A 24,999-nucleotide genomic window follows, 5' to 3' on the forward strand; every position below is an offset into this window, starting at 1 on the left:
CCATCACCTGGGTAGAGGCATGCGCAAGACGGGGTGTTTCGGACTGCTGATCGGGCTGGCGTTGATCGCCGGCCTGTTCTGGATCGCGCGCGACTGGTCCGGCCCCGGCCCGGCGACCAAGCCGCTGGCGGTCGTCGTACCCGAGGGCGCCAGCCTCGCCCGCGCCGCCGCGCAGCTGGAGAAGGAGGGCGCACTCCGTTCCGCCTGGCGCTTCCGCGGCTATGCGCGTGTGTTCGGCACGGGCCGTCCGATCAAGGCCGGCGAATATGCGATCCCCAAGGGCGCCAGCGCAGCCGACATCCTGACCCTGCTTGAGGAAGGCAAGGTCCGCCAGCGCCTTGTGCCAGTACCCGAAGGCTATCCCTCGATCCTCGTTCATGAGGCGCTGATGCGTGCCGAAGGGCTGGAGGGAGAGGTGCCGGTCCCCGCCGAAGGGTCGATTCTGCCCGACAGCTACGCCTATCAGCTGAACGACACCCGTGCCGCGGTCGTCGCCCGCATGCAGAAGGCGATGGCCGATTACCTCGCCGCCGCCTGGAAGGAGCGCAAGCCCGGCATCGCGGTCTCCACCCCGGAGGAGGCGGTGATCCTCGCCTCGATCGTGGAAAAGGAAACCAGCAAGCCGTCCGAGCGGCGGATGGTCGCCGCGGTCTATACGAACCGGCTGAAGCGCGGCATGCCGCTGCAGGCCGACCCCACGGTCATCTACCCGATCACGAAGGGCAAGCCGCTTGGCCGCCGCATCCTGCGGTCGGAGCTTCAGGCGAAGAACGGCTACAACACCTATGCCAGCGCCGGCCTGCCGGTCGGGCCGATCGCCAACCCGGGCCGCGAATCGATCGATGCGGTGCTCGATCCGGAGACGAGCTCGGCGCTTTATTTCGTGGCGGACGGCACCGGCGGGCATGTGTTCGCCGACACGCTGCAGCAGCACAATGCCAATGTCGCCAAATGGTATGCCATCCGCCGCGCACGGGGTGAGATGTAAGCTGTTCACATTGGTCGTTCCGCGCGTAGAAAGAGGAACGACCGAACGGACACGCCGATTTCCTTGACCACTCCCATGCTGATCGTTGCGGGCCTGATCCTGCTGCTGCTGGTGGCCGGCGCTTCCGCAGCGCTCTACCATGGGCTTCGGCTGAGCGGTGCCGCCTCGCGTGAGCGTGAACAGTGGCTGGCCGCGCGGGCGCTGCTGGCCCATGCGCCGATGCAGCCGATCCTGGTGCGGTCGGACCTGCGGCTCGACATGCCGCCCCGCGTCGCCGACCTGTTCGGCCTGGTCCAGCCGGCAACCGACCTCGACGGGCTGAGCTCCGCCGGCGGCGGCCTTGATCCGCTGGATGTCGAACGGATCATGGCCGACCTGCTCGCCCTGCAACGCTCGGGACGCCCCTTCGTGCGTCAGGTTCGCCCGCGCGGCGCCGCCCGCACGCTCACCCTGCATGGCGAACGTTCGCCCACCCATGGCCAGGGCACGGACATGGTCCTCTGGGTCCATGACGCAAGCGAGGCGCAGGCGGAGGTAGAGCGGCTCGCCAATGAGCAGGCGCAGGTGCGTGAGGCGTTCGAGGCGCTGACCGGCCTGATCGAGGCCGCGCCCATGCCCATGTGGTATCGTGGGCCCGACCTGCGGCTGGCGATGGTCAACACCGCTTATGTCCAGGGTGTGGAGGGCAACGCGGCCGCCGACGTGGTCGCGCGCGGCGTGGAATTGATCGAAGGGTCTGGTCATGGCGGCCCGCTCGCCGGCGCGATCGCCGCGCGCGAGACCGGGCGGCCGGAGGTGCGGGTCCTGCCCGCCACGATCGGCGGCGCGCGCCGGTCGATGCTCCTCCACGACGTTCCCTTGCCCAATGGCGGCGTCGCAGGCTTTGCGATCGACATCGAGGATCTTGAGCAGGCCCGCGCACGCGAGCGGCGCTTCGCCGATGCGCAGCGCGCGATGCTCGATCGCCTGTCCGCCGGCGTGGCGCAGTTCGGCCGCGATCGTTCGCTCGTCTTCTGCAACCAGCCGTTCCGCCGCATGTTCGCGATGCGCAGCGAATGGCTGTCCGACCGGCCGGAGTTCGATCGCGTGATCGAGCGGATGCGCGAGGCGAACAGGCTGCCCGAGGTCCGTGACTTTCCGGGCTGGAAGGCTGAGCGTCGCGAATGGTTCACCCGCACCGACGCCGCCGTCGAGGAGACGTGGCACCTGCCCAACGGCGTCTACATCCGCGTCGTGGCGCAGCTGCTGCCCGACGGCGGGCTGTTGCTGATCTTCGAGGATCGGACCGAGGAGGTGCAGCTCGCCTCCGCGCGTGACACTTTGCTGCGCGTCCGCACCGCCACCTTCGACAATCTCTTCGAGGCGCTGGGTGTCTTCGCCGCGGATGGCCGGCTGCAATTGTGGAACAATCGTTTTCGCGCCCTGTGGGAGCTGGAAGAGGAATTCCTCAACGGCCATCCCCGCGTGGACGCGGTGGCGGAAAAGATCGCGCCGAAGCTGCGTACGCCCAACCGCGCCAAGCTCGTCACCGATCTGGTGCGGTCCGCGACCACCGATCGCCAGCAGCGTGGTGGCCGCGTTGCCCTTGCGGATGGCCGCCATTACGAATTTGCGGCGGTGCCGCTGCCGGATGGCAATGCACTGTTCACCATGCTCGACATCACCGACAGTCGCCGTGCGGAGCAGGCGCTGCGCGACCGCGCCGCCGCGCTGGAGGCGGCCGACAAGGTTAAAACAGCCTTTGTCGCGAACATGAGTTACGAGCTGCGCACCCCGCTTACGTCGATCAGCGGCTTCGCCGAGATGCTGCATGCGGGCTATGCGGGCGACCTGTCGGAACAGGGCACCCAATATGTCGGCGCAATCCTGGAGTCGGTCGAGCGGCTCGGCCTGCTGATCGATGATGTGCTGAACCTGACGCAGGCGGAGGGAGAGGCACCGCTGGTGCGCGAGGCGGTTGACCTTCCAGCGTTGCTGGCCGGCGCGGCGGAGGCGCGGCGCAGCGATGCGGATCTGCGCGCCATCGAACTCGTCACCGCGCTCGATGCCAGCGTCGGACAGGTGACCGGCGATCCCGGCCGCCTGCGCGAGGCGATGGATCACCTCCTGCGCCACGCGCTGAACGCCACCACCAGCGGCGGGCGCGTGCTGCTGCATGCGGAGGGCGACCCGAATACCGCCCGGATCATCGTATCCGACGATGGTGCCGGGCTCGATGCCGATGCGGTCAGCCGCGCCTTTGACCGTTTCGCGCAGGCCGCCAACACGGAAAACGGCCGCACCCCCGACCTCGGCCTTCCCTTGGCCAAGCAGTTCGTCGAGGCGCATGGCGGAACGATCACCCTGGTGAGCGAACCGGGCATGGGCTCGCTGGTAACGGTGGCGCTTCCACGATGACAAAGGGCGAACGCCGGCTGGCGACTGCCGCCGACAGCGAGGCGGTCGGCGCAGAGATCGCCAGCGCGCTTCGCCCCGGCGACGTGGTGCTGCTCGACGGGCCGCTCGGTGCGGGCAAGACCAGCATCGCGCGCGGGCTGCTTGCGGCGCTCGGCCTCGCTGGTGAGGCCCCCAGTCCCAGCTTCGCGATCGTTCAGCCCTATGACGTGCCCGAGGTGCGGCTGCCGGTGCTCCATGTCGACCTCTATCGGCTCGACGATGCGTCGGAACTGCCAGAATTGGGACTGGACGACGCCCTGTACGACAGTGCGCTGGTCGTCGAATGGCCCGATCGCGCTGGCCCGTCGGCATGGCCCGACGCGCTTCGCCTCGCGCTTTCCATCGAACCGGATGGCGCGCGGCGCTTGACTTGGGAAGCGCCGGCGGCATGGGAGCGGCGATGGCCCTCGATATGATTCCGCCCCCGCATGCCCGCCCGTTTCTGGCGGCCAATGGATGGGGAGACGCGGAAATTCTCCCGCTTGCCGGCGATGCATCCTTTCGCCGCTATTTCCGCGTGGTGGACGGCACGCGCCGCGCCGTGCTGATGGACGCGCCGCCGCCGCAGGAGGATCCGCGTCCGTTCCTGGCGGTGGCTAACTGGTTGACCGATCACGGCTTTGGCGCGCCTGCCATCTATGCCTCCGATGATGATCGCGGCCTCGTCCTGCTCGAGGATTTCGGTGATAATCGCATGCGCGAGGCGATTGATCGCGATCCCGCCGCGACCGAGGGCCTCTACCAGAATGCCGTTGACGTGCTCATCGCGCTGCGTGGTTGTCCGGCGGGTGACTGGCGGCCTTATGACCGTGCGGAACTGCATCGTGAGGCCGCGCTGCTGGTCGAATGGTATTGCCCGGCGCTCGGCCTCGACGTCGATCTGGCGGGCTATACCGCCGCCTGGGACGCGGTGTTCGATCATGCGATCTTCGACCGGCCGGTCACGGTGCTGCGCGACTATCATGTCGAAAACCTGATGCTGGTGGGCGATCCGCACCGGCTCGGCCTGCTCGACTTCCAGGACGCGCTGGCCGGTCACCCTGCCTATGATCTTGTATCGCTGTTGCAGGATGCCCGCCGCGACGTGGCGCCCGAACTCGAAAACGCGATGATCGAGCGCTATTGCAACGTGACCGGTGAGGGGGAGGCGTTCATGCGCGCCTATCACGTGCTCGGCGCGCAGCGGAATGCGAAGATCATCGGCATCTTTACCCGCCTGTGGAAGCGCGATGGGAAGCCCCGCTATCCGGGGCTCTGCCCGCGCGTCTGGACCTATCTGGAGCGTGATCTGGCGCAGCCTGCGCTTGCTCCGGTCGCTGCCTGGTTCGATGCCAACATCCCCGCGTCGCTCCGCGGCGATCCGCTGCAGCTGAGCGCACGATGACCAAGCCGCGCGCCATCCGTCCCCGTCTTCCCGGCAAGGTGCCGACCACCGCGATGGTCATGGCGGCCGGCCTCGGCAAGCGGATGCGCCCGCTCACGGCCACCCGGCCCAAGCCGCTGATCCACGTCGCGGGCAAGCCGCTGCTCGACCATGCGCTCGACCATCTACGCGCCGCCGGGGTCAAGCGCGCTGTCGTCAACGTCCATTATCTGGCCGACACGCTGGAGGCGCATCTCGAGACGATCGAGGGGCTGGACATCGAAGTGTCGGATGAGCGTGGCCAGCTGCTCGAAACTGGCGGCGGGCTGATGAAGGCACGCCCGCTGCTTGGCGACGATCCGATCTTCGTCGTCAACAGCGACAATTTCTGGCTCGATGGCCCGATCGACGCCTTGTCGCTGATGGCCGATCGCTGGGACCCGGCGATCATGGATGTCCTCCTGCTGCTGGTGCCACTCGCCCGTGCGCATTGCCATGGCGGGCAGGGCGATTTCCATATCGATGCCGCGGGCAAGATCATCTCGCGGCGCAAGCCCGGGCGGGTCGCGCCTTATGTCTTCATCGGCGTCCAGATCCTGAACCCGGCGATCCTCGTCGTCGCGCCTGAGGCGCCGTTCTCCACCATGGTGTTCTGGGAACGCGCGATGGCGGCGGGCCGCGCCTATGGCGTGGTGCACCAGGGGTTGTGGGTCGACGTGGGGACGCCAAGGGCCGTCGCCCGGGCGGAGGAATTGCTCGAGAATGGCTGAGCGGCGCCGGCCGCGGCTCTACACCATCCCCGCGCACCGGGCCTTCGCCGATGCGCTGGTCGCCGGGCTGGTCCGGCGCTTTGGCGATGATCCGCTTGGCCTTGCCCGCGGCCTGATCCTCCTGCCCAACAACCGCGCGAAGCTCGCGGTCAACAATGCCTTCGTGCGCGCCCGCGGGGGCGCGTTGATCCTGCCGCGGCTGGTCGCGATCGGGGCGGACGACATTGGCGAATCGATCGGCGCTGCGCTCGATCCCGCCGATGCCGATCCGCCGCCCCCGGCGATCACTCCGCTGGCGCGCCAGATGATCCTGGCGCGGCTGGTGCAAGAGGAGCGCCCGTCGCTGGAGGCCTCCGAAGCGGTCCGCCTCGCCGGAGAACTTGCCCGAACGCTCGACCAGTTGATCGTCGAGGAAGTCGATCCGGCCCGGCTCGCCATGCTCGATCTCGGCGAGCTCACCGACCATTGGCGCGCGGCACTCGACCTCTTCCGCATCGTGATCGAACGCTGGCCGCGCGAGTTGGAACGTCTCGGCCGCATCGACGCGAGTGCGCGCCGCGTGATCCTGTTGCGGCGCCTGGCCGATCGCTGGCGCACCACACCGCCCGACGGGTTCGTCTGCGCCGCCGGCATTACCGATGCGGCCCCCTCCGTTGCGGCGATGATGGGGCGCGTCGCGGTGATGGATCGCGGCCTCGTCGTGCTCGCTGGACTGGATCGGGCCATGCCCGACGACGAATGGGCCGCCTTGGGCCCGCATGAGGCCGATCCGATCACGAAACGGTCCGAACGCGCCATAGAGGTGCACCCCCAATTCCATCTGAAGCAGCTGCTCGCCCGCATGGGCATGGCGCGCGACGATGTTGCCCTGTGGGCCGATGGCAGCGATCACGACGCCTCGGCGGCACGCGGCCGGACCATCGCGACCGCTCTCGCGCCCGCCGAATATACCGCCCGCTGGACGGAGCTCAGGCCCCAGCAACGCCAACTCGCCGGCGTCCGTATCGCCGAACTCGCCACGCCGGCAGAGGAAGCGCAGGCGATCGCGCTCGCCCTGCGTCAGGCGCTTGAGGTTCCGGAACGCACCGCCGCGCTCGTCACCCCCGACCGCGCCCTCGCGCGCCGGGTGTCGGCGCATTGCGCCCGCTGGAATATCGCGGTCGACGACAGCGCCGGTCGCCCCCTGTCGATCCTCCCGCCCGGCACCTTGCTGATCGCCATCGTGGAGGCTGCCGCCGAAGGATTTGCGCCACTCGCCCTGCTGACCCTGCTGAAGCACCCGCTGGTCCGTGCGGGTGAGCAGCGTGGCCGTTGGCTGGAGAGCGTGCGCCGGCTCGACCGCCGCTTGCGCGGACCACGGCCAGCACCGGGGCTCGCCGGCATGGAGGGGCATCTCGGCGGCACTGCCGATGCATGGTGGCACGAGCTACGCGGCCTGCTCGGGCCACTCGCCGAGGCGTTCGATAACGAGCGGCATTCGCTTGGCACGCTGATCGCGGCGCTACGCGATGCGGCAACGGCACTCGCTGGTGACGAAGCATGGCGCGGCCCCGCGGGGCGCGCCGCCGCCGATCTTCTGGCGGAACTTGAGGCGGAAGCGGATCGCGGCCCATCCAACGTGGCGGCAACCGGTCTCGGCCCCTTGCTGCGCCTCCTCATGGACCAGGTCGCCGTGCGTCCGCAGGGGGGGCATGCCCGCGTTGCGATCTACGGCCTCATCGAGGCGCGACTGCAATCGGCCGACCTCATGATCCTGGGCGGCCTTAACGAGGGCGTTTGGCCGGGGGCAGCGGCACCCGATCCCTGGCTGGCGCCCCGCATTCGCGCGATGCTTGGGCTTCCCGGTCTGGAACGGGCGATCGGCGTCGCGGCGCACGATTTCGGCCAGGCGCTGGGCGCCCGCGAGGTGCTGATCACCCGCGCTCGTCGTGACGCGCGTTCTCCTGCGATCCCCTCGCGCTTGTGGCTTCGCCTCGCCGCAATGGCGGGCGACGAATTTGATCGAGCGCGCGATGTCGCGCTGGAACAATGGACACGGGCGATCGATGACGGCGGCACGCCGCAGCCGGCGGAGCGGCCTGCGCCTTGCCCGCCGCGGCGGCTCCGGCCCACCGCCATGTCCGTCACGCAAGTGGACCGTCTGAAGGCCGATCCTTTCGCCTTCTACGCGCAGCAGATCCTCCGCCTGCGTATGCTGGACCCGGTCGATGCCGATCCCACCGCCGCCTGGCGCGGGACTGCGGTTCACGCCATTCTGGAGGCGTGGGCGCGTGACGACGCCTGCCGCGTCGACCTTCTGGCGCCGCGCGCGATCGAGATGCTGGCCGATCCGACGACGCACCCGTTGCTACGCGCCTTGTGGCAGCCGCGCCTCCTCGCCGCGGTCGAATGGATCGCGCAGCGCATGGCGGCCGAGCAGGCCGGCGGTCGGACGGTGCTGGCCGCGGAGGGGAAGGGCGGGACCACCATCGCCGGGATCGAGCTTTCCGGCCGCTTCGATCGCATCGACCGCCTCGGTGACGGCACGCTCGCGATCGTCGACTACAAGACAGGCAAGGCGCCGTCGGCCTCCGCCGTTCGCGCGGGGTTTTCGATGCAACTCGGATTGCTCGGCGCGATCGCCGAGGACGGCGGCTTCGCGGGGATCAGCGGCACGGCGGGCGCCTTCGAATATTGGTCGCTGGCCCGCTACCGCGACAGCTTCGGCAGCGTGACGAGCCCGGTCGATCCCGTCGGAAAGGGCGATCGTGTCGTCACATCGGAATTCGTCGGCCGGGCACGGCACGAATTCATCGAGGCGGCGAAACTCTGGCTGTTGGGCGACGAGCCGTTCAAGGCAAAGCTCCACCCCGAATATGCGCCCTATACGGAATATGATCAGCTGATGCGTCGCGACGAATGGTACGGCCGTGACCAGTAGCGCCTCGGGCATCCGTCCGCTCCCGCCGTTGCGCGGTGAGCAGCGCCGGGCAAGCGCACCCGATGCGCACGTGTGGCTGTCGGCCTCCGCGGGCACGGGCAAGACGCAGGTGTTGTCCGCCCGCGTCTTCCGGCTGCTGCTCCGGGGCGTCGATCCTGCCGCCATCCTGTGCCTGACCTTTACCAAGGCCGGCGCGGCCGAGATGGCAGCGCGCGTCAGCCAGCGATTGGCCGCTTGGGTCCGGATGAAAGACCGTGACCTGTTCGCCGATCTCCAGGCGCTTGGCGAGGCAGCCGATCCGGCTCAGCGCGACCGCGCCCGCACGTTGTTCGCCAAGGTGCTCGATGCGCCGGGCGGTGGACTGCGTATCCAGACGATCCACGGTTTCTGCCAGAGCCTGCTTGCCGCCTTCCCGACCGAGGCGGGACTGGTGCCCGGCTTTCGCCCGATGGAGGCGCGCGAAGAAGGCGTGCTTGCCCGCGCCACCCTTGCCGAACTGCTGGTGCAGGCGGAGCGGGAAGGGCGCGCTGGCCCGGTAGAGGCGATCGGAAAGCTCAGCCTTCGGCTGGGCGAGGCGGGTGCCGAACAATTCCTGAATGATTGCGCGCGGGCGGCAAGCGCGCTGGAGCAGCTCCCCAGCGGCATTCAACCGTGGCTCCGCCGCGAGCTGGACCTGCCGGCTGGCGATATAGAAGAGCACATCCGCTCTGCCTGCGGGGATGATGCGATCGATCGCGCGGCGATCGAGGCGGTCGGTCGGCTGAACGCGGCCTGGGGAACGAAGAGTGGGCTGGCCCGCGCAGAGGCAATCGCTCTTTGGCTCGCCGCGGGCAGTGAACAACGGGCGCAAACGCTCGATCAGCTTCACCTCACATGGGCCAAGGCCGACGGGGACCCTCGATCGTTCGGCAAGGGGCAGGCGCCGCCTGATCCCGCCTATGCCGATCTCGCATCCCGCCTGCACGGGCAATGTTCGGAGCTGCTCAGCCTCAGGGTTCGCGCCGCTTATGCCGATCTGCTCGCCGAGGGGCTGACGGTCGGGCGGGACTATGCGCGCGCGTATACGGCGGCAAAGCGTCGCGGCGGGATCGTCGATTTTGATGATCTGATCGCTGCCACGATCGGCCTTCTTGATCAGCCCGGCATCGGCGAATGGGTCCGCTTCAAGCTCGATCAGACAACGGAGCATGTGCTGATCGACGAGGCTCAGGATACCAACGTCGCGCAATGGCGCATCGTGCGCGCGCTGGTCGACGAATATTTCGTCGGCCGCGGCGTCTATGCGCCCTCGGTCCGCACGCTGTTCACGGTGGGCGACCACAAGCAGGCGATCTTCGGCTTCCAGGGCACCGACCCGATCAACTTCCGCGCGGCCGAAATGCATTTTTCGCGCAAGGCTGCCGAGGTGCGCGGCGACGATCGCATGCCGGATGATGAGCGCGGCCTCCCGTTCGAGCGCCTGTCGCTCGTTTCCTCCTTCCGCTCGACCCGTCCCATCCTGCAGTTCGTCGACGCTGCCATCGCCGCGCTTGAACCTGATGCGCTCGGGCCAGGCGTCGAACTTCGCGAACATGCCAGTGAGGTGCCGGGGCCAGGCATCGTGGAGCTTTGGCCGCCGATCGTGTCGGGCGAGGTGGAAGATGATGGGCCGGAGGACTGGATCGACGATGCGGTCCGCCGCAACGCCGCCCGGATCGCGCGGCAGATCCGCGACTGGATCGACCGGGGCGTGATGCTGGAAAGCAAGGGGCGTCCGATCCGGCCAGAGGACATCATGGTGCTGGTCAAACGGCGCGGAGAGATCGCCCAGCTGATCGTGGCGCGCCTATATGCCGAAGGGGTGCCCGTCGCCGGTGTCGATCGGCTGCGATTGAACGCGCCGCTCGCGGTGCAGGACCTGCTTGCCGCCGTCCGTTTCGTTCTGCAGCCGGACGATGACCTCAGCCTCGCCAGCCTGCTCGTGTCACCGCTGATCGGATGGACGCAGGAGGAGCTGCTCGCGCGCGCGGTGCCGCGATCGGGCAGTCTGTGGCGCCACCTGTCGGAACATCATCGCGAATTGCTTGCGCCACTCGACGCGATGCTGGCCCGAGCCGACTTCACGACACCTTATCGTTTCTTGGAGGAACTGCTCTCCGGCCCGCTCGGCGGACGACAGCGGCTGCTTGCCCGCCTCGGCGAAGAAGCGCGCGACCCGATCGAGGAATTGCTGAGCGCGGCGCTGGAATTCGAAACAACCGCCACCCCATCGCTCCAGCGCTTTCTCGACTGGTTCGATCGCGGCGAGGTGGAAGTGAAGCGCGAGGCGGAAGGGGTCCTCAACGCAGTGCGGGTGATGACCGCGCATGGCGCCAAGGGGCTACAGGCGCCTGTCGTGATCCTGGCCGACGCCACTGCTGATCCCGATTCCACGCGCGGCGGCAACCTGATGTGGACCCCGGATGGCGCTGACGGCGCGATCCCCGTGCTCCCGCCACGCATGGCGGAGCGGGCGGGGCCGATCGCGGATCTCGCGGCGGCGGCGGCGCTGCGCGAACGGCAGGAGCATTGGCGCCTGTTCTATGTCGCCGCGACCCGCGCCGAGGAACGGCTGGTCATCACCGGCTCGCTCGGCCCCAAGTACCGCAACAGCGGCGCACCTGAGCAGAGCTGGCATCGCGCCGCCGCCCGCGCGCTCGACGCGCTGGGCGTGGCAGCCGACGACGCAGGCGAACGCGCGGCACGCATATTCCGTGGCGATCCGCCCGCGGCGCCCGTTGCGTCCAAGGCCAGCACCATAGGAAAAATGGCCGAACCGACTCCGCTACCAGGCTGGGCACGGGAGGTAGCACCGCCAGAGGCGAGGCCGCCGCGGCCGCTCGCCCCCTCCTCAATCGGTGAAGACGAGGTCGCGGATCCACCGCCCACGCCGGCAATGCGTGCCGCCGCCGAACGCGGCCGGCTGATCCATGGCCTGTTCGAACGCCTGCCCGGCGTAGCGGGGGCGGAGCGAGAAGACGCCGCCAATCGCTGGCTGCGGCAGGTGGGCGGGATAGAGGATCCCGCAGAGCGCCAGCACCTCACCCAGCTGGTCTGCGGTATCCTGTCAGATGATCGCTTCGCCGCGCTGTTTGGCCCGGGTTCACTCGGTGAGGCGCCGATCAGTGCGGTGATTCATGGCGGCCTGGTGATCGCGGGAACCGTCGACCGGCTGCTGATCACCCCTGATCGCGTGCAGGTCGTCGACTTCAAGACGGGGCGAGTGGCGCCCGAACGTATTGAAGATGTGCCGATCTATCACATCCGACAACAGGCGGCCTATGCCGCGGCACTCGCCGTCATCTTTCCCGGGCGCGCGATCGAGGCCGGGCTGCTCTATACCGCAGGGCCACGCATCATCACCTTGCCGCCAGAGCTGCTGGCCCGACACAAGCCGGGCTATTCGGGAGCGGAGCAAAGCTTCATCACGGGTCGTTGAGTGTCCGGCTGCGCACCCCTAAATGGAGCGCAAAGGAGATTTGAAGCATGGCCACGAAGAAGATCACGGACGACAGCTTCCACGCCGATGTCATCCAGTCGGACAAGCCGGTGCTGGTCGATTTCTGGGCGGAGTGGTGCGGCCCGTGCAAGATGATCGGCCCGAGCCTGGAGGAGATTTCCGAGGAGCTTGGTGAGCAGGTCACGATCGCGAAGATCAACATCGACGAAAACCCAGACGCACCGGGCCGCTACGGCGTGCGCGGTATTCCCACGATGATCCTGTTCAAGGGCGGCAACCCTGCGGCCACCAAGGTCGGTGCGGAGCCGAAGGGCCGGATCAAGGCCTGGCTCGAGGGTGAGCTCGCCTGATACTCAACTGGCGGCGACGATCCTTAGATGGGGCCGTCGCCGCCTTGATCTCCTAGCTGCGATAGTCAGCGTTGATGGAGATGTATCCGTGGGTCAGATCACACGTCCAGACGGTCGCGCGGCCCTCGCCCAGACCTAGTTCGACGCCGACAGTGACTTCACGGCCCTTCAGGTGAGCCGCCACTGGGGTTTCGTCGTAACCCTCGACCGCCAGACCGTCCTTTGCGACCTGCGTCGCGCCGAAGCGGATCGACAGACGGTCGCGTTCCGCTGGCTCGCCAGCCTTGCCAACGGCCATCACCACACGCCCCCAATTGGCGTCCTCCCCAGCGATGGCGGTCTTAACCAGCGGAGAGTTGGCGATCGACATGGCGATGCGGTAGGCTGAGCGGTCACTCTCCGCTCCCTCTACGGTTATCTCGATCAGCTTGGTTGCGCCCTCGCCATCGCGCACGACCAGATGCGCCAGTTGGTGGCACAGGTCCGCCAGCGCCGCGCGGAATGCGTCGGCGCCGGCACTCTCATCACCCGTCAAAGGCGCGTTCTTCGCGCGACCGGTCGCAAAAGCCAGCACGGTGTCGCTGGTGGACGTGTCGCCATCGACGGTGATGCAGGAAAAGGTGCGGGCATTTGCGTCGGAAAGCGCGGCCTGCAGGAACGCGGCATCGACCGCTGCGTCGGTAAAGATGAACCCCAGCATGGTCGCCATGTCGGGCGCGATCATCCCCGATCCCTTGATCACGCCGACCAGTGTTACCGTCTTGCCGTCGACGATCGCCGTCGTCGTCGCTCCCTTCGTGAAGGTGTCTGTCGTCCCGATCGCTTCCGCGACGTCACGCCAACTGCACGGCTGGCTTGCAAAGGCAGCGTCGAGCCCAGCCTCAGCCTTGTCGATTGGCAGGGGAACGCCGATGACGCCCGTCGAGGCGACGAAAACGTCGGACGGTTTGCAATTCAGATGCGCGGCCGTGCGCGCGGCAATTGCCTCGACAGCCGCGCGCCCGCGCCCGCCGGTGAAGGCGTTGGAATTGCCGGCGTTCACCACCAGCGCCCGCGCTTCACCGAGGACAAGGGCGCTGCGACACCATTCCACCTCCGGCGACGGACATCTCGACTGGGTCACTACCCCGGCGACCGCCGTTCCTGGCTCCAGCGCGACAAAGGTGAGGTCGCAGCGATCCCATGTCTTGTATTGGGCGCGCGCAACATGCGGGATGGCACCTGCGATCACGGGCAACTCAGGGAAGGGCAGGGCGAGCGGAGAGACGGCGTAAGACATTCCTGCGCCATGCCGCGATCGGGGAAAAGAGTCATCACGGATGTTCCCGATCTCGCGCGATCGGCGCTGCAGCGGCGGCAGTCGCGACCGCTAACGAACGCCGTGCACCGCCCGTGTTCGCCTGCCCTCTACGAAATCGCCGCCGGTCTCGGACGGCGCAGCGCGAATTTTGGGTTGGCCACATCGTTATGCCACCCTATGTCCCGGCGCGTGAACATCCTGCTGCTTCTCTCTGCGTTGCTGTCTGCGCTCACCGGCGTAAGCAACAGTGCGCGTGCGCAGGAGCAAGCACGTGCGGTGGCTGAGGGCTCGATTGCGGTTGCACGCACCGCCACCGCAACGCGCGTCGCCACTTGGCGTCCGCTCGCGGCATCGATCACGCTTGCCGAGGCGGCGAGGCTGACGGGCGGAGAGCCCCTTGTTCTTGCCCCGGGCGAGCCGGTCTTTGCGGGCCGCCGGCGCGAATAAGCCAGCGCGTCGTCCGGTCAGCCGGACCGCAATCGCTTTTCTCTGCGCGCGCCTTCGTGGCCGTCGCGCCGCTATGATATCAGGAACAGACCCATGTTCGGCAGCATCGCCAAATCGCTCTTCGGTTCGTCCAACGATCGCTACGTGCGCTCACTCAATCCCATTCTCGCCAAGATTGCGTCGTTCGAACCGACGCTGCAGGCGATGGATGATGCGACGCTCGCCAACCAGACGGCGCTCTTTCGCGAGCGCCTGGCGAACGGCGAAACGCTCGACAGTCTGCTGCCCGAGGCCTTTGCGACCGTCCGAGAAGCTGCGAAGCGCGTTCTTGGTCAGCGCCACTATGATGTGCAGATGATCGGCGGCATCGTGCTTCATCGCGGCGAGATCGCCGAAATGCGCACGGGTGAGGGCAAGACGCTGGTGGCGACGCTCGCGACCTATCTGAATGCGCTGCCAGGAAAGGGCGTTCACGTCATCACCGTCAACGACTATCTCGCCGCGCGTGACGCGGACTGGATGGGACGTGTCTATCGCTTCCTTGGCCTCACGGTGGGCGTGATCGTTCCGAACCTTTCGGATGATGAACGCCGTGCCGCCTATGCTGCCGATATCACCTACGGCACGAACAATGAGTTCGGCTTCGATTACCTGCGCGACAACATGAAATATGATCGCGCGTCGATGGTGCAGCGGCCGTTCGCCATGGCCATCGTCGACGAGGTCGACTCCGTGCTGATCGACGAAGCCCGCACGCCGCTGATCATCTCGGGCCCGACGGACGACAAAAGCGAACTGTACATCGCGGTTGATGCCGTGGTGAAGCAGATCACGCCGGACGATTACGAAAAGGACGAGAAGCAAAAGACGATCGTTCTGACGGAAGAAGGCACCGAGCGGGTCGAGCGATTGCTGGAGGCGGCCGGTCTTCTAGAGGGCGCGAACCTCTACGACTTCGAAAATACGCAGGTGGTGCACCACCTGAACCAGTCGCTTCGTGCGAACGTCATGTTCAAGCGGGACATCGACTATATCGTCAAGGACGGGAAGGTGATCATCATCGATGAATTCACCGGCCGCATGATGGACGGGCGCCGCTGGTCCGATGGCCTGCACCAAGCGGTCGAGGCGAAGGAGGGGGTCCAGATCGAGCCTGAGAACCAGACCATGGCCTCGATCACCTTCCAGAACTATTTCCGCATGTACCCGAAGCTTGCCGGCATGACCGGCACGGCGGCCACCGAAGCTGCCGAGTTCTTCGACATCTACAAGATGAACGTCGTCACCATCCCGACGAACAATCCCATTCGCCGCGTCGACGAAGAAGATGAGTTCTACAAGGACACGCACGACAAGTTCCGCGCCATCGCCAAGCGGATCCGCCAGCATGCAGAGAAGGGGCAGCCGGTTCTCGTCGGCACCGTGTCGATCGAGAAGTCGGAGATGCTCAGCGAGTTCCTGAAGCAGGAAGGCGTTGACCATTCCGTCCTGAATGCCCGGTACCACGAACAGGAAGCGCACATCGTCGCGCAGGCGGGCCGACTGGGCGCGGTGACGATCGCGACCAACATGGCCGGCCGCGGTACCGACATTCAGCTCGGCGGTAACCTCGAATTCCGCGTGGAGGACGAACTCGCTGGCATGCCGGAGGGGCCGGACCGTGACGCCGCAATAGAACAGATCCGGGCGGAAATCGCGGCTGAAAAGGCGAAGGTGCTGGAAGCGGGCGGCCTCTTCGTGCTAGGTACAGAGCGTCACGAAAGTCGGCGTATCGACAATCAGCTGCGCGGTCGTTCCGGCCGTCAGGGCGATCCGGGCCTCAGCCGCTTCTACCTCAGCCTTGACGACGATCTGCTGCGTATCTTCGGACCTGACACGCTATTCGCGCGCATGATGCGCAGCAATATCGAAGACGGCGAGGCGATCGGCAGCAAGTGGCTGACCAAGGCGATCGAGACGGCGCAGAAGAAGGTTGAAGCGCGCAACTACGACATCCGCAAGCAGGTCGTCGAATATGACGACGTGATGAACGACCAGCGCAAGGTCATCTACGAGCAGCGCGCTGACATCATGGATGCCGAGACCGTCGGTGACGTCGTAACCGACATGCGCGCGGAAACGGTCAATGCGATAGTGGGCGATGCGTGCCCGGTGGGCTCCTATCCTGAGCAGTGGGATGTCGAGGGGATGAAGGACCGGCTTGCCGAGATCCTGAACCTCACGCCGCGCATCGACGATTGGCTCGGCGAGGATGCGGTCGATCCGGAAATGATCACGGAGCGTGTGCAGGCTGAGGCGGACGCGATGGTGGCGGCCAAGGCGGCAGAGCTTGAGCCGGAAACCTGGACTCAGGTCGAGAAGTCGATCCTGCTCCAGAACCTCGATCATCATTGGAAGGAGCATCTCGCGACGCTGGACGCGTTGCGTCAGGTGGTTCACCTGCGTGCCTATGCGCAGAAGACGCCGATCAACGAGTACAAGCAGGAAGCCTTCGCGCTGTTCCAGCGGATGCTGGATGCCATTCGCGAGGACGTGACGAAGACGATCGCGCATGCCCAGTTCCAGCTGCAGGCGCCGCCGCCGCTGCCGGATCTTCCGGACTTCATTACGACCCACTTCGACCCGTTCTCCGGTGAGGACAATTCGGCGGACGTGGATGCGGGCACGCTGGGCCTAATTCAGACGCAGGTGCCGCCGATGCAGATCCCGCAGCCTACCGGCGTCGAGGTTGGCGAGGACCCGGAGAGCTGGAAGGGCGTGGTCAGCCGCAATTCGCCGTGCCCGTGCGGCTCCGGGCGCAAGTACAAGCACTGCCACGGCGCGGTTTGAGCCTGGCTCGCGGGCGGACCGTTCCAGATCTCGCCCGCACCTCGCTATTTCTGCCGGCAGGTACGAAAGGGGCTTCGTCACCTTAGTGACGAAGCCCCTTCTGTTTTGTGTGGATCTCAGGTCAGCGGCGGCGCTGCTCGGGCAAACGGATCGTTGGCCCCAGCCGTTCGACGACATCCCGTGCGTTGAAAGCTCGCACCTCGCCACTTGGCGGTGCGCCCTTGCCCATCACGATCTCGGCCGATGCCTCGTAGCGGTCAACTGTCCGTACATCGAAGTCATTGAAGCCGCCGCCCCACGGGCCCCAGCCGCCCCAGCCGCCCCAGGGACGACCGTAGAAGCGCCATGAGGGGCCCCAATAGCCACCCCAGCCGCCATAGCCCCAACCCGGGCCGAAGCCAGCGCCCGGCGTCGCATAGGTACGTGCCTGGCGATCGGTCTGGCGATCAACCGTGATGAAATAGTCATAGCCGTTCTGCAGCGTCAGCTCGGCAGCACGATAAAGGAGATAGCGCTCCACCGTGTCACGATCGGTGACCGTGTTCCCGGCAAAGGTAACGAGAAAGCGATTGGCCTCGATCCGCTGATCGCTGAAGCCGGTACGATTGAAACCCTGACCGGTGGCAGGGCGATACGGCGTCTCGGTCGCGCAACCTGCCACCAGCAACGCGCCGGAAGCGGCCGCCGCCAGGAAAAGGCTACGACCGGTACGGTTCATGCTCATTGTGTCATCTCCGATACCCGCCAGATCGGCGGAAGCTGACCTCAGCCTAAATGATAAACCCGGAACGAGCGATGAACGGATTGGCTCCGATAAGCCTCGTTTCGTCGCACGGCAGTCACATCTGTCCGTCTCAGGGGCGGCTTCGTTCTTCCAGCACCTGAAGGTAGGCCGACAGCACCGCTTCGTTGATCATTTCCCAACGATATCCGGCGGCCTTGGTGGTTCCGTTGCGTCCCATCCGCAACCGGGCATCGCGGGACGCGACAAGCTCGGCAATGGCGTCCGCATAGCCGGGTACGTCGCGCGGCTCGACTAACCGACCGGTCTCGCCTTCGTCCACCAGCCCAACCGCGCCTGATGCACGCGCCGCAACAACAGGAACCCCGGCAGCCATCGCCTCCAGCGTGACGTTGCCAAAGGTCTCGGTAACGCTTGGGTTGAAGAAGACGTCCATCGACGCAACTGCGCGGCCCAGATCATCGCCGGACTGAAAGCCGGCAAATGCCGCGTCCGGAACCTGCTCCGCAAACCAATCACGCGCCGGGCCTTCTCCGATCACCAGCACGCGATGGCGCACATTGCGTTGCCGTAACTCGCCGACGACATTGGCGAAGATGTCGAGACCCTTTTCCTTGACCAGTCGCCCGAGGAACCCGACCGCCACCTCGTCATCGCCGATGCCAAGGTGCCGGCGCCAGGCGAGATCACGGCGGGCAGGGGAGAAGCGATCGTGATTAACACCGCGCGACCAAACGGCAGTCGGCGTACGCACCCCCCAGGTTTGCAGGATTTCGCCCAGCAGAAGCCCCGGCACCAGCACGCGTTCCGCCCGATTGTAGAAGCGCGTGAGGAGCCGCTCGACCATCGGCTCAAGGAAGCCAAGACCATAGTAGCGCGGGTACGTTTCGAAACGAGTGTGGAGCGATGCCACGCGTGCTATTCCGTTCCGCCGCGCGTAGCTGATCGCGCGATGCCCCAGGATATCAGGCGCAGATACGTGGATCAGATTGGGCGCGAACGCCTTCAGGTCACGTCGCACCTGGGCCGGAAGGCCCCGTGCAAGCCGATACTCACCGCGTTCACCCGGCAGTGGCAATGCCGGCACATCGACGAGATCGCCGGTGGGAGGGAAGGCAGGTTGGTCCACGGTTGGCGAATAGACGCGCACCTGAGCGCCCCGCGAGAGCAGGTGGCCAACCAGAAGATTGAGCGCCTGGTTGGCGCCATCACGGGTGTAGTTGTAATTGCCGCTGAAGAGCGCGACACGAAGGTCCGACGGCTGCATGATGGCGCGCCGCTACCGCTCGATTGCGGCGATCACGGGGCAAAGGTTTATTATCCGCTGAGGCTCCGTAGATCCGACAAGCGGGGAAGGCGGCGAATGCGCGGCTCCCGGCTGAGCTCCGCCTGTTCTCGGATCGATTGCCGCAGCTCATCCCGCTTCTCATGGATCGATGCGATCACGGGTCCCATGGCGACACCAAGGTCGACGAGGACAGCCTCCGACAATTGGAGCGAGCTTTCGAGCGTCTCCGGCACCGCATCGGTTACGCCAGCACGATAGAGCTCGGCGGCATGCGCTGCGTCACGGGCCCGGGCGATGATGGGAAGGTCGGGTGCCAGCGCACGAATCCTGCGCGCCAGTCGAACAGATAAGGGCGGATCATCCATGGTTAGGATGAGCGCGCGTGCATTGGGCAGGTCCAGCCGGTCGACGAACTGCGAGCGAACAACGTCGCCGAATATTATGGGATGGCCGGCCGCGCGCCCGGCCTTCACCGCATCGATGTTGGCCTCTACGGCCAAGTACGGTTGATCGTGGACCGCCAGGAGCTCTGCGACGAGCTGCCCGACGCGACCAAAGCCGATGATTACCGCCCGTTTGCCATCCTGGGGCGGCTCGTCGAGCGTCTCTCCCCGGCCTTCGATACGACGTGAAATGACGCGTCCGGCAAAGGCGAGAAGGGGTGTGATGGTCAAGCCAATCGCCGTCACCGTTTGCCAGAACGCCGCCGTGGAAAGCTGGATAAGCTGGGCCTGCGCTGCCGTCGCAAGTACGATCAGCGTCGTTTCGGAAGGACTGCCCATCAGGAGCCCAGTCTCTGCAGCGACACCACGACCCACGTTGGCCACGCGAAGGAGCAAATAGGTGACGATCGCCTTGATCGTGACCACCGCTGCCACCGCAAGCAGAAGCTCATCCCAATTCTGGGTGATCAATCGCAGGTCTAGGCTCATGCCTACCGTGATCAGAAAAACGCCCAGAGCCAGCCCCTTGAACGGCGCCGTTATGACTTCGACTTCAGTATGATATTCGGTCTCGGCGATCAGCAAGCCGGCGAGAAGCGCCCCAACGATGGGCGAGAGGCCGGCCGCAGTGGTCGCGACACTGGCGACGATCACCACCAACAGGGATGCCGCGAGGAAGAGCTCAGGGCTTTTTGTTCGGGCGGCCTGACCGAACAATCGCGGCAGGATCAGGCGCCCGGCAACGTACATCGCCACCACGGTCAGCCCGCCCCTCAGGGCAACCATCCCGATGTTCACCCACCCGCCTTCACCCGCCGAGGGCGCCAGTGCACCGAGCGCGAAGATGATGGGAACGAGCGCCAGATCCTCGAACAAAAGCATGGCGAAGGCGCCCCGTCCGACCGCGCTGACAGATCCGACTAGTGGCAAGACGAGCGCGGTGGAGGAAAGCGCTAGTGCGAGACCCAGCCCGATTGCACCAGGCCAGCTTTGCCCGACATAATGAAGCGTAATGCCGACGATGAGCGCAGAGCCCAGCAATTCGGCCGGCCCGATTCCAAAGACAAGCCGCCGCATAGCCCATAAGCGCCGGAACGACAGCTCCAACCCGATCGAGAACAGCAGCAGAATAATTCCGAATTCAGCAAAGGGCCTGACGAACTCGGGGTCGGAAATCGTCACATAATAAAGCCAGGGTGCGCGATCAATCTGGGTCCCAAGACCGGCTGGTCCGACCAACAGCCCGACCAGGATGAAGCCGATAACCGGGCTGATCTTGAATCTGGCGAAGGCCGGGATCACCAATCCCGCCGCCCCTAGAACTACCAGCGCGTCAGAGAAGCCGGGATTGTCGAGACCTATTGCCATGACGCATTGTGCAGACTGCGTCCCGGCTTGTCAGCAGCCGTGTTTCACCGCCTTCTTTCGCGACTCACGCATGTTCGCCACGGCAAGCGTTATCGCCAATCCCCCCAGGACGGCGGCATAGTACAGGATAAGACCCCCGCCTAAGCGCTCCCACAACAGTCCCAGCACATAGGTGGCGAGCAGGCCTGCGGCAAAACAATCCAGGCTGTGGCGGCCGATCAGCGCCATTGATCGCAAAGGAGCCGACTGGAGAAAGCGGCGGGCAACCGAAAGCAGGCTGGCATATAGCAGCAGCATGAGGATCGTGTGGCTCAGGCGCAGGAGGTTGAGACCATAGCGGCCGGTGAACCACTCTGGCCGGGCCACATCGTCGGCCCTCGCGACCGCGCCGACCGCGAACACCCCCAACAGCAGCGCCAAGATCCGCCAGTTGCCATCGAGCCATCTGAACAAGGGCATGTGAACGCGCCACGCACCGAGCACCATCGCCCCGAAGAACAGGAGCTGCCAACTCATCAGCTTCAGGATGCCGTCATCATTATGGCTCGGATCGGCAGACACGTGCCGGATCGTCAGCACCTGCGCCACCAGGTAAATGGCGATCGAAGCCATCAGGAGCAGCCGCGGCGAGCGACGATGAAGCGCGATTGCGAACGGCGCGATGAGCATCAGCGTGACATATAGCAGCAGAATGTCGAGTAGCCGCGGCGCCTTCTGCAAGGTCATGAATTGCAGCGTCGCCTGCAGCGGATCAGCGAGGAACGGCCCCAGCCGCCAGAAGCGCAGTTCCGCTGGAGACATGAATAGGGCCAGCGGGAGAACGAGCCCGAGGAGTGCGAGGTTGTACAGCCACAGCGTTCCTGCGCGCCGGATGACTGCCCGCGCGGCACTGGCACGCGCGAGATAGACCAGGCCAACCATATAGCCGGACATCACCACGAACAGCTCGGCTGCGGTGGAATAGCCGTATCGGGTCGGTGTAGGGATCAACCACGCGGTGAGGCCGTCGGCTTCGACAACCTGGCTCAGGTGATTAATCAGTATGGTGATGAGCGCCCATCCACGAAGGATATCGATCCGCTCTTCACGGAGGATAGGCTGCAACGATGAAGGCCCCGGCAACGTGCCGGGGCCTTTCACTGTCGATGACTTATGCAGGCTTATGCCCAGGTCGCCATCTTGTTCTCGAGGTTGACGCGAACAGCTTCAAAGAACTGCTCGGTGGTCATCCACTTCTGATCCGGGCCGATCAGGATCGCGAGATCCTTGGTCATGTCGCCGTTCTCGACCGTCTCGATGCAGACCTGCTCGAGCGTCTCGGCAAAGCGGGTGACATCAGGCGTTCCGTCGAACTTGCCGCGGAACTTGAGACCGCCCGTCCAGGCGAAGATCGACGCGATGGGATTGGTCGACGTCGCCTTGCCCTGCTGGTGTTGGCGGTAGTGGCGCGTGACGGTGCCGTGCGCGGCCTCCGCCTCGATCGTCTTGCCATCGGGCGTCATCAGCACAGAGGTCATCAGGCCCAGCGAGCCAAAGCCCTGCGCGACTTGGTCGGACTGCACGTCGCCGTCGTAGTTCTTGCAGGCCCAGACGAACTCGCCGTTCCACTTCAGTGCCGACGCGACCATGTCGTCAATCAGGCGGTGCTCGTAGGTGATGCCCAGTTCCTTGAACTTCTCAACAAACTCGGCCTCATAGATCTCGGCAAAGATGTCCTTGAAGCGGCCGTCATAAGCCTTGAGGATGGTGTTCTTGGTCGACAGGTACACCGGCCAGTTGCGGTTGATGCCGTAGTTCAGCGACGCGCGAGCGAAATCACGGATCGACTCGTCAAGGTTGTACATGCCCATCGCGACGCCGGCGCCCGGGAAGTCGAACACTTCATGCTCGATCTCCTGGCCGTCCTCGCCAGTCCACTTCATCGTGAGCTTGCCCGCGCCCGGCACCTTGAAGTCGGTCGCGCGATACTGGTCGCCGAATGCGTGACGACCCACGACGATCGGGTGCGTCCAGCCCGGGATCAGGCGGGGAACGTTCTTGATCACGATCGGCTCACGGAAAACAACGCCGCCCAGAATGTTGCGGATCGTGCCGTTCGGCGACTTCCACATCTTCTTCAGGCCGAACTCCTCGACGCGCGCCTCGTCGGGGGTGATGGTGGCGCATTTAACGCCAACGCCGTACTTCTGGATTGCCTTGGCGCTGTCGACCGTCACCTTGTCGTCGGTGGCGTCCCGATGCTCCATCCCAAGGTCGTAATAATCGAGCTCGATGTCGAGGTACGGCTTGATCAGGCGTTCGCGGATCCATTCCCAGATAATCCGCGTCATTTCGTCGCCGTCGATCTCCACGACGGGCGTTTTTACCTTGATCTTCGCCATTGTCCGTATCCTTTGAAGGGGAGGGTTTGGCGCGGTCGATAAGGGTAAGGAGGCGGGGGATCAACCGCCAGGGTTGTCAACCGCGCGACCTGCCCGCCGCGTGCGTTGTGCCCTGCGGCCGCCAGGGCTACACGGATGATATGCCGTCCTTACCAAAGCCCGAAGAGCAGGGTCTGCCTGTCACCACCACCGTCAGATGGCGCTTCCCCGCCATCCATCCCGAAGGTCAGAAGTTCACCGCGATCGCGTTCGGCATCACGCTGTTGATGACGATCGTCCACAACATCTTCTTCTGGCCGCTGTTCGGCCTTACCGTGTGGGTAGCGGCCTTCTTTCGCGATCCCATCCGCACCACGCCGCGCGGGGAAGACCTGATCGTGTCACCGGCGGATGGCCTGGTGACGATGATTGCCGAGGTGCCGGTACCGCGTGAATTGATCGGTGAGTTGGGCGCTGAGCGCCTCACGCGCGTTTCGGTGTTCATGAGTGTATTCGACGTTCACATCAATCGCGCACCGATTGCGGGTACGATCCGGCAAGTGGTTTATATTTCGGGCAAGTTCCTGAACGCCGACTTGGACAAGGCTTCGGAAGACAATGAGCGCCAGCATTTCGTCGTAGAAGGGCATGATGGCCGCAAGGTCGCCTTCACCCAGATCGCCGGGCTGGTGGCGCGCCGGATCATGGGCTTCGTCAAAGTAGGCGACATGGTGGCAGCCGGTCAGCGCATTGGGCTGATCCGCTTCGGCAGCCGCGTCGACGTCTACCTGCCTGCGGGTTATTCACCCCAGGTCGCCCTTGGGCAGCGTGCGATTGCAGGCGAGACTGTGCTAGCGCGTGCGGGCGCAATTCCTGTTTCGGGTGTGACGCAATGAGGCGGCCGGTTCGCCCCCGTCGGGGAATTCCGCTTCGCGCGGTGGCGCCGAACGCGATCACTGCCCTGGCGCTGTGCTCCGGGCTCAGCGGGGTGCAGTTCGCGATCAAGGCGCGGATGATGGAGAATGATCTGCTGCTCCAGCGCGGCGCGGAATACGCCGCCCTGCACGATCGCATCGGCACTCACTGGCAGCTTGCGGTCATGTTCGTCCTGATCGCAGGTCTCCTCGATGGCATCGATGGGCGGATTGCGCGGCTTCTTCATGGACAGAGCCGCTTCGGAGCAGAACTGGATTCGCTGGCTGATGCCATCTCCTTTGGCGTCTCGCCCGCGCTGATCCTCTATCTCTGGTCGCTGTCGTCCCTGCCGCGCTTCGGCTGGATCGCCGCGCTGATGCTGGCGGTGTTTGCCGCATTGCGGCTCGCCCGGTTCAATGCGGCGATCGACTCTGACGAGCAGCCGCACAAATCCGCAGGCTTTCTGACAGGTGTTCCTGCGCCCGCTGGAGCTGGCCTTGCCCTATTGCCCATGTTCCTGTGGTTCTGGACCGATGAGCCGCTTCTACGCTCATCCTATGTTGTCGCACCCTGGACCGCATTCGCCGCGATCCTGATGGTGTCCAGCATCGCAACCTGGTCATGGGGATCGCTCCGGCTTCGTCGCAACATCCGGTTCGAGGCATTGGCGGTGGTGGTAATCATCGCCGCGGCGGCCGTTACGGCGCCTTGGCACACCGTCAGTGCGATCAGCATTGCCTATCTACTGGCGATCCCATTCAGCATCGCAGCTTATGGCAAGGTCAAGCGGCTGCGCGCGAAGACGAGGGTGACGAGCGTACAGGGGTTGCCGCCCATCGCCTGACGGCAATCCGCTGCTCCGCGCGCACCAGCGTAGCAAGTGGATGGCGATGGGCCGGCTGACCACGCAAGGCTCCAATGATACGGTCCATTCGCGGCGCAATCGTCACTACAAGCGCGTAGATCGACACTCCCAACGTTCCGGCAAAGACAGCGAAACTC

The 24,999-nt window shown here is 65.5% G+C and carries 18 protein-coding genes; 12 read left to right on the forward strand and 6 right to left on the reverse strand.

What is annotated here, in order from left to right:
• The first annotated feature begins 19 nt into the window (after positions 1–19).
• The 8 genes from mltG to trxA all read left to right on the forward strand — a co-directional run bounded on the left by mltG (position 20) and on the right by trxA (position 12,305).
• Positions 20–988 carry an endolytic transglycosylase MltG gene (mltG, locus tag L8F96_RS07045; RefSeq protein ID WP_046410519.1) on the forward strand — a complete coding sequence of 323 codons (969 nt, stop codon included), beginning with the start codon at positions 20–22 and terminating at the stop codon, positions 986–988.
• 75 nt (positions 989–1,063) lie between these two features.
• The gene (locus tag L8F96_RS07050; RefSeq protein ID WP_136451170.1) at positions 1,064–3,385 is read left to right on the forward strand and encodes a sensor histidine kinase; all 2,322 of its coding nucleotides are present in this window, start codon (positions 1,064–1,066) and stop codon (positions 3,383–3,385) included.
• Positions 3,382–3,840 carry a tRNA (adenosine(37)-N6)-threonylcarbamoyltransferase complex ATPase subunit type 1 TsaE gene (tsaE, locus tag L8F96_RS07055; RefSeq protein WP_136451171.1) on the forward strand — a complete coding sequence of 153 codons (459 nt, stop codon included), beginning with the start codon at positions 3,382–3,384 and terminating at the stop codon, positions 3,838–3,840. The genes L8F96_RS07050 and tsaE overlap by 4 nt, the downstream gene beginning before the upstream one ends.
• Positions 3,837–4,808, forward strand: a complete 972-nt coding sequence (locus L8F96_RS07060) for an aminoglycoside phosphotransferase family protein (protein ID WP_211095203.1) — start codon at positions 3,837–3,839, stop codon at positions 4,806–4,808. Before tsaE ends, L8F96_RS07060 begins: the two co-directional genes overlap by 4 nt.
• Positions 4,805–5,557, forward strand: coding sequence for a nucleotidyltransferase family protein (locus tag L8F96_RS07065; protein WP_125944923.1), 753 nt, complete (start codon positions 4,805–4,807; stop codon positions 5,555–5,557). Before L8F96_RS07060 ends, L8F96_RS07065 begins: the two co-directional genes overlap by 4 nt.
• Complete coding sequence (locus L8F96_RS07070) at positions 5,550–8,477, forward strand: PD-(D/E)XK nuclease family protein (RefSeq protein ID WP_334655658.1); 2,928 nt, start codon at positions 5,550–5,552, stop codon at positions 8,475–8,477. Before L8F96_RS07065 ends, L8F96_RS07070 begins: the two co-directional genes overlap by 8 nt.
• On the forward strand, positions 8,467–11,934 hold the full coding sequence (gene addA / locus L8F96_RS07075; protein WP_334655659.1) for a double-strand break repair helicase AddA: 3,468 nt from the start codon (positions 8,467–8,469) through the stop codon (positions 11,932–11,934). Before L8F96_RS07070 ends, addA begins: the two co-directional genes overlap by 11 nt.
• Positions 11,935–11,981: 47 nt before the next feature.
• A complete protein-coding gene (gene trxA / locus L8F96_RS07080) occupies positions 11,982–12,305 on the forward strand; it encodes a thioredoxin TrxA (RefSeq protein WP_046410535.1) in 324 nt (107 codons plus the stop codon).
• A gap of 52 nt (positions 12,306–12,357) precedes the next feature.
• On the opposite strand, the gene argJ is transcribed toward trxA, so the two are convergent.
• Entirely contained in the window at positions 12,358–13,584 is a 1,227-nt protein-coding gene (gene argJ / locus L8F96_RS07085) for a bifunctional glutamate N-acetyltransferase/amino-acid acetyltransferase ArgJ (RefSeq protein WP_046410537.1), read from the reverse strand.
• A 210-nt stretch (positions 13,585–13,794) separates the two neighbouring features.
• Between argJ and L8F96_RS07090 the strand changes: the two genes are divergently transcribed.
• The gene (locus L8F96_RS07090) at positions 13,795–14,052 is read left to right on the forward strand and encodes a hypothetical protein (protein ID WP_314469864.1); all 258 of its coding nucleotides are present in this window, start codon (positions 13,795–13,797) and stop codon (positions 14,050–14,052) included.
• A gap of 93 nt (positions 14,053–14,145) precedes the next feature.
• Positions 14,146–16,881 (forward strand): preprotein translocase subunit SecA, encoded by a 2,736-nt coding sequence (gene secA, locus L8F96_RS07095; protein WP_125944927.1) that lies wholly within the window; start codon positions 14,146–14,148, stop codon positions 16,879–16,881.
• A gap of 121 nt (positions 16,882–17,002) precedes the next feature.
• On the opposite strand, the gene L8F96_RS07100 is transcribed toward secA, so the two are convergent.
• The 5 genes from L8F96_RS07100 to L8F96_RS07120 all read right to left on the reverse strand — a co-directional run bounded on the left by L8F96_RS07100 (position 17,003) and on the right by L8F96_RS07120 (position 23,103).
• On the reverse strand, positions 17,003–17,605 hold the full coding sequence (locus L8F96_RS07100) for a CC0125/CC1285 family lipoprotein (RefSeq protein WP_186313943.1): 603 nt from the start codon (positions 17,603–17,605) through the stop codon (positions 17,003–17,005).
• Between the two features lie 130 nt (positions 17,606–17,735).
• Positions 17,736–18,890, reverse strand: a complete 1,155-nt coding sequence (locus L8F96_RS07105; protein WP_046410540.1) for a glycosyltransferase family 4 protein — start codon at positions 18,888–18,890, stop codon at positions 17,736–17,738.
• A 50-nt stretch (positions 18,891–18,940) separates the two neighbouring features.
• On the reverse strand, positions 18,941–20,722 hold the full coding sequence (locus L8F96_RS07110; RefSeq protein WP_125944928.1) for a cation:proton antiporter domain-containing protein: 1,782 nt from the start codon (positions 20,720–20,722) through the stop codon (positions 18,941–18,943).
• Positions 20,723–20,752: 30 nt separating this feature from the next.
• Positions 20,753–21,826 (reverse strand): OpgC domain-containing protein, encoded by a 1,074-nt coding sequence (gene opgC / locus L8F96_RS07115; RefSeq protein ID WP_046410543.1) that lies wholly within the window; start codon positions 21,824–21,826, stop codon positions 20,753–20,755.
• Positions 21,827–21,882: 56 nt separating this feature from the next.
• Positions 21,883–23,103, reverse strand: a complete 1,221-nt coding sequence (locus L8F96_RS07120) for an NADP-dependent isocitrate dehydrogenase (RefSeq protein WP_046410545.1) — start codon at positions 23,101–23,103, stop codon at positions 21,883–21,885.
• Between the two features lie 140 nt (positions 23,104–23,243).
• Here L8F96_RS07120 and L8F96_RS07125 point away from each other — a divergent pair, with 140 nt between their 5' ends.
• Together L8F96_RS07125 and L8F96_RS07130 are read left to right on the forward strand one after the other, a co-directional pair.
• The gene (locus L8F96_RS07125) at positions 23,244–23,978 is read left to right on the forward strand and encodes a phosphatidylserine decarboxylase (protein WP_046410547.1); all 735 of its coding nucleotides are present in this window, start codon (positions 23,244–23,246) and stop codon (positions 23,976–23,978) included.
• Entirely contained in the window at positions 23,975–24,841 is an 867-nt protein-coding gene (locus L8F96_RS07130; protein WP_046410549.1) for a CDP-alcohol phosphatidyltransferase family protein, read from the forward strand. Before L8F96_RS07125 ends, L8F96_RS07130 begins: the two co-directional genes overlap by 4 nt.
• Positions 24,842–24,999 lie beyond the last annotated feature (158 nt).

Source organism: Sphingomonas panaciterrae (genome assembly GCF_036890205.1).
Taxonomy (GTDB): domain Bacteria; phylum Pseudomonadota; class Alphaproteobacteria; order Sphingomonadales; family Sphingomonadaceae; genus Sphingomonas; species Sphingomonas panaciterrae.

Excerpts from the sequence above, each read along its gene's own strand:
- mltG (WP_046410519.1), top strand. The coding sequence starts at position 20 with ATGCGCAAGACGGGGTGTTTCGGACTGCTGATCGGGCTGGCGTTGATC.
- L8F96_RS07050 (WP_136451170.1), top strand. The coding sequence starts at position 1,064 with ATGCTGATCGTTGCGGGCCTGATCCTGCTGCTGCTGGTGGCCGGCGCT.
- tsaE (WP_136451171.1), top strand. The coding sequence starts at position 3,382 with ATGACAAAGGGCGAACGCCGGCTGGCGACTGCCGCCGACAGCGAGGCG.
- L8F96_RS07060 (WP_211095203.1), top strand. The coding sequence starts at position 3,837 with ATGATTCCGCCCCCGCATGCCCGCCCGTTTCTGGCGGCCAATGGATGG.
- L8F96_RS07065 (WP_125944923.1), top strand. The coding sequence starts at position 4,805 with ATGACCAAGCCGCGCGCCATCCGTCCCCGTCTTCCCGGCAAGGTGCCG.
- L8F96_RS07070 (WP_334655658.1), top strand. The coding sequence starts at position 5,550 with ATGGCTGAGCGGCGCCGGCCGCGGCTCTACACCATCCCCGCGCACCGG.
- trxA (WP_046410535.1), top strand. The coding sequence starts at position 11,982 with ATGGCCACGAAGAAGATCACGGACGACAGCTTCCACGCCGATGTCATC.
- argJ (WP_046410537.1), bottom strand. The coding sequence starts at position 13,584 with ATGTCTTACGCCGTCTCTCCGCTCGCCCTGCCCTTCCCTGAGTTGCCC.
- secA (WP_125944927.1), top strand. The coding sequence starts at position 14,146 with ATGTTCGGCAGCATCGCCAAATCGCTCTTCGGTTCGTCCAACGATCGC.
- L8F96_RS07100 (WP_186313943.1), bottom strand. The coding sequence starts at position 17,605 with ATGAGCATGAACCGTACCGGTCGTAGCCTTTTCCTGGCGGCGGCCGCT.
- L8F96_RS07105 (WP_046410540.1), bottom strand. The coding sequence starts at position 18,890 with ATGCAGCCGTCGGACCTTCGTGTCGCGCTCTTCAGCGGCAATTACAAC.
- L8F96_RS07110 (WP_125944928.1), bottom strand. The coding sequence starts at position 20,722 with ATGGCAATAGGTCTCGACAATCCCGGCTTCTCTGACGCGCTGGTAGTT.
- L8F96_RS07120 (WP_046410545.1), bottom strand. The coding sequence starts at position 23,103 with ATGGCGAAGATCAAGGTAAAAACGCCCGTCGTGGAGATCGACGGCGAC.
- L8F96_RS07125 (WP_046410547.1), top strand. The coding sequence starts at position 23,244 with ATGCCGTCCTTACCAAAGCCCGAAGAGCAGGGTCTGCCTGTCACCACC.
- L8F96_RS07130 (WP_046410549.1), top strand. The coding sequence starts at position 23,975 with ATGAGGCGGCCGGTTCGCCCCCGTCGGGGAATTCCGCTTCGCGCGGTG.